Genomic DNA, 15007 nt, shown 5'->3' with positions numbered 1-15007 from the left:
AACCCATCTGATAAAACAAATGGGTTTTCTTTTAATTAATCTTATGAGTATTGATAATTACCGTTAATCATAACCTGGATTGTTTGGTTTTAGATTAGGGTTTTTGTCAATCTCACTTTGTGGGATAGGGAATAAGTAATCTCGATCGTTCCAGGTACGGGTTTCCCAAACTTCTTTTCCATCGTCAATTAAGTCGCCATTTGCATCCATGTCGACTCTGTAAATGGTTAAGACTTCCGGGTCTCCTGCAATTCCCCATCTTCTGATATCCCAGAAACGATGTTCTTCAAATACGAGTTCTATTCTTCTTTCGTGTCTAAGCTTCGCTCTTAATTCATCCTGCCCGGCTAATGCAATTGGTGGCATGTTAGCACGGTCTCTTACAGTATTGATAGCTTGTACAGCCAAATCTAGGTTGTTACCCGATTCGATAAGAGCTTCTGCATAGTTTAAATAAACTTCAGCAAGTCGGATATAAATCCAATGCTGTGTGCTTATTAAATTGTGGTTTCTGTCTTCCTGAATGAATTTTTTCAATGAGTATCCGGTTCTGGTAAAGTCACCACTTGTAGCAATGCTTTCTCCTCCTCCTGGACGGTGCTCTATTGTGAAGCCTTTCCACTCAGCACCATCGTACAAGATAGAAGCGTAAAATCTAGGATCTCTACCTTCATATGGGCTTGCCGGATCATAACCTGATCCTGCTTCTTCAGGACGCAAACCAGTAGCTTGCATTTCATATTGATCAACTAAATTTTGAGTTGGTCCTGTTCCTCCCCAACCACTAATTTCTCTGGTTGATTTAGGAGTGTTGAATAGGTTCGCATAGTGCCCTTTATCTGGATCTTTAAACTGAACATCAAAAATCACCTCTGGGGTATTATCATCCAAAAATACATTTTGATAATCCGGATCCAGAGAGTGTGTTCCTAAATCAATAACCTGCTTAGAAGCACTGGCAGATTCCGCATATTTTTCTTGATATAAAAGTATACGACCTTTCATGGCTAATGCTGCAGCTAAACCACCTCTCGTTGAAGCAGCGCTTTCGGCATTTTGAAATAATGAAATAGCAGTATCGAATTCTTCAACTATAAAGTTCAAGGTTTCTTCTTCTGAATTTCTGGATACCAATAGGTCGTCGTCCAGTTCCTGAGGTTCAGTTATAATTGGCACACCACCAAAAGTTCTTAGGAGGTATGAATAATAGAAACCTCTAAGGAAATGTGCTTCAGCCTTTAAACGGTTTACTAAACCTTCCGATCCTTCTAATTGGTCATAATTAACAATAAAGTTATTTAACCTTCTGATCTGGCTGTAGCTGTTTGACCACAAACCATTAAAAGGTGAATTACCCGCAGTGATATTAGAAGGGTTGAAAATCGTATTTGAAGCTGGCCAAGGGTATGAGTTCTCTGCATCATCAGTGGCAGCATCTAACATATACCATCCTCGGTTAAAACCATTAGGAATACCAGAATATACTTTGTTTAAATACGTCTCAGCAAATGCCGGATCTGTGAAAATTACATCAGATGAGATGGCAGTCTGAGGTTCCAGTTCAATAGAGTCCTTGTTACAAGAATATAACAACGACAATGCTATGGTTAAACAAGATAATATCTTTATTTTTTTCATTGTAAACGTTTTATAGTTGAATGTTAAACCCTAGGCTATAAACCTTTTGTTGTGGATAAAACCAACCTCTCTGTTGTGGGTTTTCAGGATCAAGTTGTTTAATATCAGAAATGGTAAATAAGTTTCTCCCATTAAGATATACTCTAAATTTATCAAGTCCAATTTTTTCTGCAATTGAATTTGGTAACGTATAACCTATTTCTAAGTTTTTAAAACGTAAATAGTCACCAGCTTCTACCCAGTAAGATGAAACTCTTTCGTTTACGGCATTATTAGCTAACGTAAGTCTTGGATAACTCGCATCAGGATTAATAACATTTCCATCAGTTCCTATTTGCGCACGCCCAAGGTGTTTATCGAATACTTTACCTCCGTTAAAGAACGCCCAAGACGCCTCCTGAGATAAATACATATCGAAGTTAGCAGCTCCCTGGAAAAGCGCAGAGAAATCAAATTGCTTATAGCTGAAGCCAAGGTTAATACCATAAGATATCTCTGGAGTAGTTCCACGTCCGATCACGGTTCTGTCATCGGCGTTTACGATACCATCTCCGGTTACATCAACGTATTTGATATCTCCCGGTTGTGGGTTTTGTGTTTGGTAAACCGCACCGGCATCACCTGTCTGCTGTTGAGCATTTGCATTAAGATCGTCAATCTCTTGTTGTGTTAAAAACAATCCGTCAGCTAAATAACCATATCTGGTACCTAGAGATCTTCCTGTTTGTCTAAGTAAATCACTTACTGATTCTGACTCGGCGATATCTATGATTTCGTTTTTAGCATATCCAAAATTGAAATTCACAAAATAAGTGAAGTCCTTGATGGTATTGTTGTGATTTAAAATAATATCAATCCCTTTGTTGTCTACAATACCAATATTTTCAAGTGGTAACTGACCTCCAAATGTAGAAGGTACCTCTAAAGCTCTGCTTGTTAAAATATCAGTAGTTCTTTTATAGAATAAATCAGTTTCTAAGCTGAAAAGGTTGTTCCATAATCCTAATTCAATACCAAGGTTGTAAGTTTCTGCTTTTTCCCAGGTTGTCAATGGATCAGGGATACCGTTACTTGAAAGCGTTTTAGAAACGTTACCATCATCGATAAAGGCCTCGTTAAAAGAGAATACTTCAATATATCTGAAAGGTTCAATACGGTCATTACCTAACTTACCGTAAGAAGCTCTTAATTTAAGGTTGTTAACAACTTCCGAATTTTTCAGGAATTCTTCCTGAGATAGTCTCCATCCTAAAGAGAAAGACGGGAAGAAGTCAAATCTTGAATCCTCACTGAATTTGTAAGACCCATCATATCTACCATTAAATTCAAATAAATACTTATCAGCATAAGAGTAAGTAAACCTTCCGGCATAACCCATAATAGCAGTTTCATAAGTAGCATTTGAGTTGGTTCTTGTAGCTTCATCACCTGCAACAAAGAAGTCTACTGATGTTCCAAGGAAGTTGGTTCTACCAGCAGATAAGATGTTGTATTCAGTTGCTGTTCTCGAATAGATAAGTTTAGCTCCTAAATCGTGTTCACCAAAACTTTTGCTATAGTTTAAGATAGCTTCAGTAGTTAACTGATAACCCTGTGCCATAGATTCAGAGAGACTGGCAGTTTCTCCTCGGTCAGCCGGAGTACTAAGGTTAAATTCCCCGGTATTGGCATTATAAGAGGTATAAGATGTTGGAACTGTAAATATTTTTCTTCTTCCAACGAAGTTATCGCGATTTTCATTGCTTCCACCGGCAGATCTGTCATAAGCTACCTGACCTGTAAAGTCTAAACCGTCAACAGGTAGGTCAATGTTTAAAGCAAGTCTTGATTGAAATGCGAAATCTTCAGACTTGTTATATCCACCTTCGTTGATTGCTGGATATAAACTGAATTGCGAATACCCGCCATTTGAAAACTGGTTTACCTCTGTTGGTGGAGTTCTCATGATTCTTGAAAACAGAGTACCTGCAGACATTGCCGGACGCTCGGTGTTTTCGATATCACCACTAAAATCAGCTTGTAAATTGATGCTGTTACTGATGTCTACATCAATATTAGATCTGAAATTAAAACGGTCATATCTGTTGTTTTCATATAAACCATCCTGGTATAAATACCCTAATGAGGTAAAGTAACGTACTTTTTCGTAGCTACCGCGAACAGAAAGGTCATGAGATTGAATTAAAGAATTAGATTTTAATGTTTCATCAATCCAATCAGTGTTTGGATGGGTGTCAGGCGACGAACCATCTCTGAACAGATCAAGATCTGTTTGGTCGTAAGCCGCTGCAGTTCCATCATTAGCGTTAGCTTCATTTAAAAGCCTGGCATAATTGTAAGAATTTAAAAAGTCTGGCATTCTGGTTGGAACCTGAATACCTGAGTAAGAGTTTACACTAAGCTGAGGTTTAGAATCACCACCTCTTTTAGTGGTAACTAAAATCACCCCGTTAGCAGAACGCATACCGTAAATAGCTCCGGCAGCCGCATCTTTAAGGACACTGATACTTTCAATGTCATTCGGGTTAATACTATTTAAATCTCTTGGAATTCCATCTACTAATACTAATGGTGAATTCGAGTTTAAAGAGCTTAGACCTCTAATTCTGATCTGTGCGATATCAGCACCAGGCTCACCAGACGATTGTACGGTTACCACACCGGCCATTCTACCTGATAAAGCACTACTTACATTAGAGGTAGCATTTTTAACAAGGTCTTCTGATTTTACGGAAGAAATGGAACCGGTTAAGTTAACCTTTTTCTGTTTTCCATAACCCACGACTACCACTTCGTCTAATTCCGCGGCATCAGATTGTAATTGAACGTTAAAACTGGATTGATTTCCAATTGAAAGTTCTTGAGTTTTGTAGCCTAAATAGCTAATTTCCAGTACATCACCGGATTTTGCTTTAATGGAAAATTTTCCATCAAAATCCGTCGCAACTCCTACGGTAGTATTTTTGATCATTACGGAAGCTCCAGGGATGGGAACCTTCGTTTCTGCATCAACAACAGTACCTGAAATGTCTCTTTCTTGACCAATAGCAAGGTTAAGAAAGAAAACCACAAATAAAAAGCTTAGAATTTTTTTCATTCAGTTGATTAAGTTGGTTAAACAAAATGATTCAAAGGTAAAACTAAGAAAATTTTAAACTGGTAGAACGTGAGCCCTACCAGTTTGTAAATAAACAAAAGTTTTTTATTTTCTTTTTATTTGCTAAAATTTTCGATTCGGTGCATAAAAAAGGCCCTTACGCTATCGTAAGGGCCTTTTTTATGTTAAAATGTGTTTTTTATTTTTTCACCATAATAACTTCAACGTTATTTTTTTCTAAAGCAATCAGGTGTTCTTTTTCAAGTTGATCATCAGTGATTAATTTGTCTATTTTCTCAAAAGACGAAATAAAGGCAAGTCCCGACCGCTTAAATTTAGAAGAATCAGCAACCACAATTACCTCTTCTGCAATATCGATCATAATTTGATTAAGATACGCTTCTTCCATATGATGAGTGAAAACTCCCAGTTCAGGCTTAATGGCATCTACTCCTAAAAATAATTTGTTACAGTAGAGCTGTCTGAAATTGCGCTCCGCCATTGGTCCTACCAGAGACATTGAAAATTCCTTAAGATAACCTCCTGGCATAAAAACATCCAGGTTTTCGTATTTAGAAAGATTGTTTACAATGTCAAGTGCATTACTGATTACCGTGAGTTTGGTAAAATCATTAAGGTTGTTAGAGATCTCAAAGGTAGTCGTCCCGGAATCCAGAATGATGCTTTCTTCCTCTTCGATCATCGAAGCAGCTTTTTTACCAATAAGGCGTTTAACTTCCAGGTTGATTTTTTTCTTTTCAGTTACCGTTAAAGCAATATTACTGGTCTTAAAAGCACCTCCATGAGCACGAATTAAAAGTTTGCTTTTTTCTAGTTTGTCGAGGTCATTTCTGATAGTTACTTCACTAACTCCAAGTTCCTGGCTGAGTTCATTAACGTTAACCTGACCTTTAATGTCAAGGATTTCAAGTATCTTAGAACGCCTTTCGGCAGTTTTCTTTACTTTTCCTTTAGTTTCGATTTCCTTCATGTAGTAGAAGATGTAATTATTATCTCTTTTGATTTAAAATTAATAAAATACTTCGTAATATTTTAGAAACTATCAATTATTTCGATATAAAAAAAGGAGTGAAACAATTTCACTCCTTTTAAAAACTACTTAAAACAAACTAACAAACTAACTAACTAGCTCTTTAAAAGAACATTAGTATTTCCTGCTCCCTGAAGAGAAATATCTACAGGGGTATTGGTTTTCCAGTTACCATCCGTAAAGTCAGGGAAGTCGATTGATTTAGATCTGTTAGCAACTGAAACTTCACTAAGCAATCCAACAGCACTCCATGAAGCAGCATCATAAACGTCCTGATCTAGAGGAAGTCCATTTCTCAAACAATCGATCAATCGCCAGTCCATGATGAAGTCCATACCACCATGACCTCCAACTTTCTTAGCCAATTCACCTACTTTTTTAACGATCTCTGGTGTATATTTTTTTTCTATTTCTTTAAATTCATCTTCTTTCATCCAGCTATGTCCAACAGCAATTCTTCCTGGGCTAGGCCATTTTCTGGCAAAAGCTTTAGATCCGCTTACTAGATGAATCCTTGAATAAGGACGAGGCGAACTCACATCGTGCTGAATCATCATAGTGCGACCCTTTTTAGTGCGGATCATAGTGGAGTTCATATTCCCTCTGAATGGATTATTTACATATTCTGAGAAGAAATCATCATCAGTAGCCAACTCTCTGGCGCGTGATGCCATGTTAAAATCATTGCTGGACATTGATGATAAGTAATCCATCTGGTCTCCACGGTTAATGTCCATGATCTGACATATTGGACCAAGACCGTGAGTAGGGTATAGGTTACCATTACGTTTAGCATTTTCTTTAAGCCTCCACATGCTTTCGTAACCTTTCTTATTAAAGTTTAAACCAACAAGATCATGGATGTAAGCACCTTCTCCATGAACGATGTCGCCAAAGAATCCTTGTCTTGCCATGTTAAGAGTAAGAAGTTCGAAGAAATCATAGCAACAGTTTTCAAGCATCATACAATGCTTCTTAGTGCGCTCTGAAGTTTCTACCAATTGCCAGCACTCATCCATGTTTTGAGCAGCTGGAACTTCAACCGCGGCATGTTTACCAGCTTCCATAGCATAAACTGCCATTGGCGTGTGCCATTCCCATGGGGTTGCAATGTATATTAAATCAAGATCGTCACGATCACACATTTCTTTCCAGGCATATGCTTTACCATAGTAAAGATCCGGATTGTGCTTAGTGCCTTTTAAAAGTTTCTTGGCTTCTTTTGCCTTGTCTTCTCTAAGGTCACACAATGCTTTTATTTCTACACCATCAATATAACTCATTCGTTTAACTGCACCGGGACCACGCATACCTAAACCAATAAATCCAACTCTGACTTTATCAAGTTTTGGAGCAGCATATCCTGACATATTGAAACGTTGCCCGAGATTCCTGTTCTTGATGATAACTCCATTCTCTTGAGCAAAACCAGTTATTGTACTTCCGGCTAGTCCGATACCCGCAAGTGATGATAGCTTTAAAAAGTTTCTTCTATTATTGTTTTTCATAACTAAGATTAATTTGTTGATTTGTTTATATTGAAACCGTAGGTGTCAACGGCATTCTGAACGAATATTTTGTAGACCACTTCTTCCGGTAGTTCCAGGCCTTTGAAAGATCCCTTAAACTCAGGGGCGCTTAGGGTTTTGTTAGTAGCAAAGAAATCGTAATGATGTTGCCATAAGCTTTCAAAACGCCCTACGAGTTCTTCGTCATTCATAGAGCCATCATCTATAACATCGGTACCATAAATAATACGATCCTGATATTTAATGAAAAACGCTCGTACTTTTTCCCAGTTCTCCTTCGCTTGTAACTCAACATGGCATATCCGTTCTGCTAAATCGGTTTTAGTGTTTGGATAAAGGTCCAGACGCTTAGCAACTTCATCAATACTCCACTCCATACTGAACAGGTGAAGTCCGACGTATTTCAGCTTAGGGAATTTCTTTAAAACATTATCCCTGGCCTCCATCTGTTTTTCATAAGATGGGAACTCCGGATGTAAATACATATGGTATTCCGGGTGACCAGAAAAATAGTCCCTGTCTGAGTCAACAGTCATTTCATTCAGCGGAAGCCAGCAATTTTTAGGCTCTCCCTGATGACCGATTAAGAGAATATCGTTGTCAATTAAATATTGATAAATAGGGTCAAATCGTTCATCATCCAGCATTACAAAGTTTCCATCAAGATCCTTTACGCTTTCATCCATTCCGATGTTTTTCCAGATTTTTACCCCAACCGCTCCTCGGGAAATACCATCCTTTATTTGTTGTAAAGCATGAGGTAACCATTTGTCCGTATTCCAATATTGGGTGTCGAAAGACGTAATTTGTAATATTCTATCCGGATATTTTTTTTGTAAAGCATGAACCGTAGCCTCTTGTTCATCTAAATTTTGAAAAAAAGGAATGTCCGTATTGATGGAAAGAAATGACACATTTCGCTCCAATGCTAATTTCATCTTAGCATCAGAAAGCGTATTTAAATGTACATGAGCATCAATAAATTGCTTTAACATAATTCTTTTATTTTCCGTTTTTTACCATTTCTAATTTCCCGGAAACCAATGCTGTTATTTTATTGGTTGCCTGCGGGAATACCTTACGCAAATCAATCTCCTCATTAGAAATAAGGACTTCTTTTAAGGTTTGCATAAAAATATTCTTGATCTCCGTTGCAAGGTTTACTTTGCAAATTCCATTAGAGATTGCTTCCTGTACCTGAGCGCCCGGCACACCAGAGCTACCGTGTAGAACTAAAGTAGCTGGAGTTACTGCTGCAATACGCTTTAACAACTCAATATCTAAGTTAGGCTCTTCTTTGTAAAATCCATGAGCAGTTCCGATGGCAACAGCTAAGGCATCCACGCCGGTAGCTTCTACAAAACTTTTAGCTTCTTCTGGTTGAGTGAAACCCTGTGTACCGTGAGATTGTCCTAATTTTGCAACATATCCAAGTTCAGCTTCAACATGCGCACCATACTTTTCAGCGCGTTTAACAACTTCTTGAGTGATTTTTATGTTCTCTTCAAAAGGAAGTTCACTACCGTCGATCATAACCGAGTCGAAACCAGCGTCCAGACATTGTTGAGCCAATTCCACAGATCCACCGTGATCAAGGTGAATCCACCCTTCAACTCCAAATTGTTCCAATCCCGATCTACCCAGCTTTACAGCTGTATCTAATCCCATATAGTCAATTGAACTCTTCGTTAATTGAAGAATAATAGGTTCGTTTAGATTGGCAGCTGCCTGTAATACGCCATGTAAAGTTTCTACATTATAGAAATTAGTGGCTAAAAGCCCTCTCTTTTGTTCCGTAAATAACTGTAATTTTTCTTTCAGCTTCATTTTAACTTAAATAGCAACGTTGAAAATTGATTTAACTTTTTGTTTGATCTCTTCAGGGTTTTTGAAAGCACCGGTTCCTCCCGGAGCGGTAGTGTTCAAAGCGCCCATCAGATTTCCGTGAGACAGGCACTCTTCCAAAGATTTGCCTGCAATATATTGTTTGATGAAACCGGAGTTGAATGAGTCACCGGCTCCTATTGAGTCTACATGATTAGGATTTGAGAAAGAGGTTATCTCCAACTTAGTCCCTTCTTTAATTCCTATACTTCCCTTGGCGCCCATCTTAAGTGCAATGGTATTCGCATAGGGTGTTACTTTTTCTAAAGCCTCTTCAATAGAACTAGTGCCGGTTAGTGCTTTGATCTCTGCCTCATTTGGCATAAAAACATCCACATATGGTAAGCATTCTTCATAATTAAAATCCCATTGATTTTCCGGATCCCATTGTAAGTCTAAAGAAGTGGTAAGTCCAGCCTCTTTGGCTTTTTTGAAAATAAGGGTAATGTCTTTTCTTATCCCTTTTTGAATAAAGAAATTAGATAAATGAAAATGCTTAAACTCAGTTAATTCTTCCCATGGAATATCATCTATGGTTAATAATTCCATAGCTCCACAATAGGTTACATTGGCACGATCTTCATCGTAGTTCATAACGATGGTGATCCCCGTTTGATGGGTTTCAGAAGTGCTGATATAATTAGTGCTTACCTGTTTGGCATTTAATTCTTTAAGTACAATATCTCCAAACATATCCTTTCCGATTTTCCCGCAAAAAGATGTGTTTACCCCCATAGCTGCCGCATTGGCCGCCATAATTGCAGATGAACTACCCAGAGTTAGGTTCATATCATCAGCAATGATCTCTGTTCCTATTTTAGGAAAACCATCAATGTTGTTGAGTATAAGATCAACATTTAATTCTCCTACGACTATGAGTTCTTTTTTAGACATTTACTATTTCGTTTATTTTAACTTTCGGAAGTAAGGCATTAACGTCCTCAAGTTTTAATATTCCAAGATCTTCATTTAGACAATTAGCTGCACCGCAGGCTACACCATAACGGGCAATGTCTTCCAATGACATATTTTTATTAACGGCATAAGCAATACCCGCTGTAAGGCAATCACCGCTACCAACTGTACTGATAACATTGTCAATCTCTACATTAGCATGAATGGTTTTACCTTGATAATGTAGCCATAAACCTTGTTTGCCTTTGGTTAAAGCTATGAGGTTGACTTTTTGACTTAATTTACTTAAAATAACACTAAAATTATCTGTTCCGCATAAACTTTTGGCCTCATGCTCATTAATGTGTAAACCAAAAAAACAAGCTTCCAGGGCTTTTTCAAGTTGTGCACCCGAACAGTCTAGTATAATTTTATTATTGCTTTTGTTGGTCTCCTTAACAAGACGCAGATACGCATCTTCAGGAGCTCCTTTGGGCCATGAACCAGATGCAATAATTAAATCAGCATTTTGAGCCTCAATATTAAAGACTTCCAGAAACCCAGTCCAGTCATTCTTGTGCATGAGTGGTCCGGGTTCTAAAAGTTCAGTATTGAGAAACAAAGTATTGGTGGTTCTAAACGTATAGCACTTTCTGTTTGATCCTTCAATATCCGGACCTTTAGTTTGTATATCCAGTTGATTGCATTGGTCTTTGATCCATTGCCCTGTAGCGCCTCCCCAATTTCCTAATAGGGTAGTTTTAGAGCCTAATTCATTAACCGCCATTGCAACATGAGTAGCTTTTCCTCCCGGGTATTCCTTTAACCTGGAAATCCGGTTGACATCACCTGCCTTGATTTCATCTAACCAGGCATAGGTGTCAATAGAAGGATTAGGACAAACACTCAATATCATTTTCTAACTGTTTTTATAAATGTTTACACCTTGCACAACTCTGCTGATGGATCCTGAAACTGATGGGTTGTCAGGGTTTAATCCGAGTTGTAATGACTTGTTGTACCCTAGTAACTGCCCAACTACGGTTGCAGCCACTATATGCAAATCAGTGTTGGTATTGTTTTTTATAGTGAGATCGCTTTCAACTCCGTCAATATCACCATAAGCTATGGTTTTAATATTTCGTGGGTCTGTGGCAATATCTTTTACCAGGTCTTTTTCATATTTCAAAACGTGTTCATCTGTAGCGAACAAATAAACAACTAATGTTTTTTCATTAACTACGGCTCTGGGTCCATGTCTGAAGCCTAAGAAAGAATCATGTTTGCAGATCACTTGACCGTCAGTCAGTTCCTGTAGCTTCAGATGACTTTCGCGGGCAACCCCAAGCATTGGTCCCGATCCTAAGAAAACAACTCTTTCAAATGGAGTTGAAGTAAGCTCCGCTAGGGCATTATTGTTCTCTAAAACGAATGACCCTTGAGAAGATACCTCCTTAACCGATGCTTCTTTTTCATTAATATTTTGAATATCTGAAACGAGAAGAATACTCAATAGCATAGAAGTGAAACTTCCTGTCATTGCTAAACTTTTATCGTTACTGGCTTCCGGGAGTACCAGAGAGCAACTATTATCGGTGTTTTCTTCCCCGTATTTCGCTAATTTACCATCTTTATTACAGGTGATAATTAAGTGGTAAATATCATCACAATGGGTATTAGCCAGGTTAACAGTCTCAACACTTTCAGGGCTGTTCCCTGATCTGGCAAACGAAACTAAGAGTGTAGGATTATTCTTTAGTAAGAAAAGTTCAGGATGCGTAACGATATCTGTCGTTGCAATCGCCTGAGTAGATCTTTTAGTGGCCTTTTGAACCAAACCTTGGGCTGCTTCCCCTATAAAAGCAGAAGAGCCGGCACCGGTCAGAATGATTTTTAGATTTTGCTTTTCAAGCAGTGGAAGCAGGAAGTTTTCAATCTTAGATTTTTCTTCCTTAATCAGGTTGTATGTAGTCTCCCACAAAGTCGGCTGTCCAAAAATCTCTGGTCCAGTATAAAGATCTATCTTGTTAATCGTATTTTCACTCATTATAATATGCCTCGTTATAAATTCTAATAATTTCTTCAAAGAAGACCATAGGTTATTCAATGAAGTAAAAGTTGAAAACAAATATAAAAGAAATAAAACGAAATAAAAAAGGTTTCGTTATATTTTATGTATATTTACCCTTTAAGAAAAAGTTAAGTTAAAAAGATAATTGTATAATCATTGATATAATTTGAATAATGGATAGGAGAAAGTGCGTTAAAACTATAGTATTGGGATCAGTGTTGCCGATGGTTTCACCTGGTGTTTTAAAGGCAATGTCTGTTAATGATATGTTTAAACCTGCAAGTGTCGATTTTGAAAGTGAGTGGCATTTGTGGGGAGATATGAGTTGGGCCGGACCCGAATACTGGGGGAATAGACTCCAGGATTGGGAGATAAATAATGGAAAGTTGGTGTGTAATGTAAATGGTCGGAATAGGAATTTACATTTATTGACTATCCAAAAGCAAAAGAAAGCAATAGATTTCAGGGTGAGCCTGGAGGTGGAACCTAAAAAAGAAAACCTTCAAGGTGATTATTGCCTTGGAATAAGACTTGGTGCCAAAGGTGAGTTTGAAGACTATAGGTCTGCTGCTGTTTTTGGTAAAGGGGTGGATATTGGATTAAATCAGGACGCAAAACTCGTGGTAGGCGAGAGTGTATTTGAAACAACGTTGACGGAAGTCCCTGAGTTGTACAAATTAGAAGTGTTTGCAGAAGCGTACAACGATAATAGATATAATTTGTCGGTGGCTGTCATTGATCCCAAATCAGGAGCTCAGCTTACCGGGGTAAGCAATCAGTTGGTTGATGCCGAAAGCTTAGAAGGTAATTTTGCCATATTAGCGGATTGTAATCAGAAAAGAGTTGCCGATGCGCCTTCAGCGGCGTTTGCTAAATTTAAAATCAAATCAAGTGAATTACATGTAAAAGAGGACCAGGTGTTTGGTCCGATCTGTTTTGCTCAATATACCTTGCATCAGAATAAATTGAAGCTAACAGCGCAATGTGCGCCTTTTGAACGTATCAACCGACATAAATTGTCCTTGCAGTTTAATGTGAATGGAAAATGGGAAGAATTTGATAGCGTTGTTTTAAACCCTGACAGCCGTGCCGTTAATTTTACTGTTGAAGACTGGAAGTATAAGGAGGATGTTCCATACCGTTTGGTAGCAGAAATACCACTCGAGAATGAAACACGAAATTATCAGTACAACGGAACAATCTCCAAAGAGCCAATAGAGAAAGAAGAGGTGTCCGCTGCAGTTTTTAGTTGTAATTTCCATTTTGGTTTTCCTGACAATGATATATATAATAATGTGTCTAAACTAAATCCTGATATTATCCTGTTCTTAGGAGATCAATTTTATGAAGGAACAGGAGGCTTTGGAGCTGATTACGTAGGTTCTTATGATAAGAGATGTTTAGACTACCTGAGAAAATGGTATATGTTCGGATGGTCTTATCGGGAGATTTTCAGACATAAACCTTGTGCAATTATACCTGATGACCATGATGTATATCATGGAAATGTATGGGGAGAAGGCGGAAAGAAAGCCGATGTTTCTAATGGGTATGGGATGACTGCCCAGGATTCTGGTGGTTATAAAATGACGGCAGATTGGGTGAATATGGTTCAGTTTACACAGACGAGTCATTTGCCTGACCCTTATGATTCCACCCCTGTGAAACAAAATATTGGAGTGTACTATACTTCCTGGAATTATGCGGGACTTAGTTTTGCCATTCTGGAAGATCGAAAATTTAAATCTGCGCCAAAAAATGTCCTTCCGGAAGAGGCTCAGGTTAGAAACGGGTGGATTCAAAACAGAGACTTCGATATTAAAAAGTATAAAAATATTGAAGCTAGTTTACTTGGTGAAAGACAACATGATTTCCTGAAAGACTGGGTGGAGGATTGGAAAGATGCTGAGATGAAAGTAGTGTTGTCTCAGACAAATTTTGCAACTGTAGCTACCTTGCCGGAAGATGCAATAGACGATTCAGTTGTTCCTTCCTTGTATATTCCTCAAAAAGGAGAGTATGTCGCAGGTGATAAGCCGACAGTAGATATGGATTCAAATGGATGGCCGCAAAAGCAACGAGATGAAGCGCTGGAAATCATAAGGAAAGCTCATGCCTTTCACATAGCAGGAGACCAGCACTTAAGTACCTTTGTAAAATACGGTGTTGATGAGTATGGTGATTCCGGATATGCTTTTGCCGGACCGGCACTCAATAATATATGGCCAAGAAGATTTTGGCCGCCTGTTGATGCTGCAAATCATACTTATGAAGATCCGGCCTATACCGGAGATCATATTGATGGTTTTGGGAATAAGATTACGGTGAAAGCTGTTGGGAATCCGTTTCAAACAGGTAAAACCCCAAAGAGAATACACGATAGAGCCACCGGGTATGGACTGGTGACCTTTAATAAGAATAAAAGAACTATTAAGACCGAATGCTGGCCAAGGTATGTAGATGTAGCGGTGAATCGCGATCAGCAATTTGCCGGTTGGCCGATAGAGGTTACCCAGGAGGATAATTTTGGTAAAAAGGCAGTTGCCTGGCTTCCGGAAATTAATGTGGAAAATGCCAATAAACCATTGCTGAAAATTTATAATGAAAGCGATGTGTTAGTTTATGTCTTGCGCTTAAAAGAAAACAGTTTTAAGCCGAAGGTGTTTGCAGAGGGGAAATATAAAATTGTCGTTGAGGAAACAGCAACAGGTGTTGAGAAGGTGTTGGATAAGGTGAAAGCAAAAGAGAAACAACGTAAATCAATTACACTGAAATTTTGATGTTTGTTGTTTATCGGCTGTTCTTGGTCGATAAAATTTTGTTTTCCGTGCTAAAAAGTGAAA

At 38.2% G+C, this 15007-nt stretch carries 10 protein-coding genes; 1 reads left to right on the top strand and 9 read right to left on the bottom strand.

The annotated features are described in order from the left end of the window. Positions 1-63: 63 nt before the first annotated feature. From P278_RS10045 to P278_RS10005, 9 genes are all read right to left on the bottom strand, one after another. Positions 64-1638: a RagB/SusD family nutrient uptake outer membrane protein gene (locus P278_RS10045; RefSeq protein WP_038266163.1), complete on the bottom strand. Its 1575-nt coding sequence runs from the start codon at positions 1636-1638 to the stop codon at positions 64-66. 10 nt (positions 1639-1648) lie between these two features. Next, on the bottom strand, positions 1649-4735 hold the full coding sequence (locus P278_RS10040) for a SusC/RagA family TonB-linked outer membrane protein (protein ID WP_038266161.1): 3087 nt from the start codon (positions 4733-4735) through the stop codon (positions 1649-1651). Positions 4736-4934: 199 nt separating this feature from the next. Then, the gene (agaR, locus tag P278_RS10035; protein WP_038266158.1) at positions 4935-5726 is read right to left on the bottom strand and encodes a transcriptional repressor AgaR; all 792 of its coding nucleotides are present in this window, start codon (positions 5724-5726) and stop codon (positions 4935-4937) included. 155 nt (positions 5727-5881) lie between these two features. Beyond that, the gene (locus tag P278_RS10030; protein WP_038266155.1) at positions 5882-7294 is read right to left on the bottom strand and encodes a Gfo/Idh/MocA family protein; all 1413 of its coding nucleotides are present in this window, start codon (positions 7292-7294) and stop codon (positions 5882-5884) included. A gap of 8 nt (positions 7295-7302) precedes the next feature. Beyond that, positions 7303-8310 (bottom strand): amidohydrolase family protein, encoded by a 1008-nt coding sequence (locus P278_RS10025; protein ID WP_038266151.1) that lies wholly within the window; start codon positions 8308-8310, stop codon positions 7303-7305. A gap of 7 nt (positions 8311-8317) precedes the next feature. Next, entirely contained in the window at positions 8318-9142 is an 825-nt protein-coding gene (locus tag P278_RS10020) for a class II fructose-bisphosphate aldolase (protein WP_038266149.1), read from the bottom strand. A 6-nt stretch (positions 9143-9148) separates the two neighbouring features. Next, positions 9149-10093: a carbohydrate kinase family protein gene (locus P278_RS10015; RefSeq protein ID WP_038266146.1), complete on the bottom strand. Its 945-nt coding sequence runs from the start codon at positions 10091-10093 to the stop codon at positions 9149-9151. Continuing rightward, complete coding sequence (locus P278_RS10010) at positions 10086-11009, bottom strand: 1-phosphofructokinase family hexose kinase (protein ID WP_038266144.1); 924 nt, start codon at positions 11007-11009, stop codon at positions 10086-10088. Before P278_RS10010 ends, P278_RS10015 begins: the two co-directional genes overlap by 8 nt. Before the next feature lie 3 nt (positions 11010-11012). Beyond that, positions 11013-12179: an SIS domain-containing protein gene (locus tag P278_RS10005; protein WP_235444279.1), complete on the bottom strand. Its 1167-nt coding sequence runs from the start codon at positions 12177-12179 to the stop codon at positions 11013-11015. Positions 12180-12337: 158 nt separating this feature from the next. Here P278_RS10005 and P278_RS10000 point away from each other — a divergent pair, with 158 nt between their 5' ends. Next, positions 12338-14944, top strand: a complete 2607-nt coding sequence (locus P278_RS10000; RefSeq protein WP_038266139.1) for an alkaline phosphatase D family protein — start codon at positions 12338-12340, stop codon at positions 14942-14944. Positions 14945-15007 lie beyond the last annotated feature (63 nt).

The sequence above is a fragment of the Zhouia amylolytica AD3 genome, assembly GCF_000511935.2.
GTDB lineage: Bacteria > Bacteroidota > Bacteroidia > Flavobacteriales > Flavobacteriaceae > Zhouia > Zhouia amylolytica.
Note: the sequence above shows the minus strand (reverse complement) of the source record. Positions and strands in the feature narration are given on the sequence as shown.

Excerpts from the sequence above, each read along its gene's own strand:
- P278_RS10045 (WP_038266163.1), bottom strand. The coding sequence starts at position 1,638 with ATGAAAAAAATAAAGATATTATCTTGTTTAACCATAGCATTGTCGTTG.
- P278_RS10040 (WP_038266161.1), bottom strand. The coding sequence starts at position 4,735 with ATGAAAAAAATTCTAAGCTTTTTATTTGTGGTTTTCTTTCTTAACCTT.
- agaR (WP_038266158.1), bottom strand. The coding sequence starts at position 5,726 with ATGAAGGAAATCGAAACTAAAGGAAAAGTAAAGAAAACTGCCGAAAGG.
- P278_RS10030 (WP_038266155.1), bottom strand. The coding sequence starts at position 7,294 with ATGAAAAACAATAATAGAAGAAACTTTTTAAAGCTATCATCACTTGCG.
- P278_RS10025 (WP_038266151.1), bottom strand. The coding sequence starts at position 8,310 with ATGTTAAAGCAATTTATTGATGCTCATGTACATTTAAATACGCTTTCT.
- P278_RS10020 (WP_038266149.1), bottom strand. The coding sequence starts at position 9,142 with ATGAAGCTGAAAGAAAAATTACAGTTATTTACGGAACAAAAGAGAGGG.
- P278_RS10015 (WP_038266146.1), bottom strand. The coding sequence starts at position 10,093 with ATGTCTAAAAAAGAACTCATAGTCGTAGGAGAATTAAATGTTGATCTT.
- P278_RS10010 (WP_038266144.1), bottom strand. The coding sequence starts at position 11,009 with ATGATATTGAGTGTTTGTCCTAATCCTTCTATTGACACCTATGCCTGG.
- P278_RS10000 (WP_038266139.1), top strand. The coding sequence starts at position 12,338 with ATGGATAGGAGAAAGTGCGTTAAAACTATAGTATTGGGATCAGTGTTG.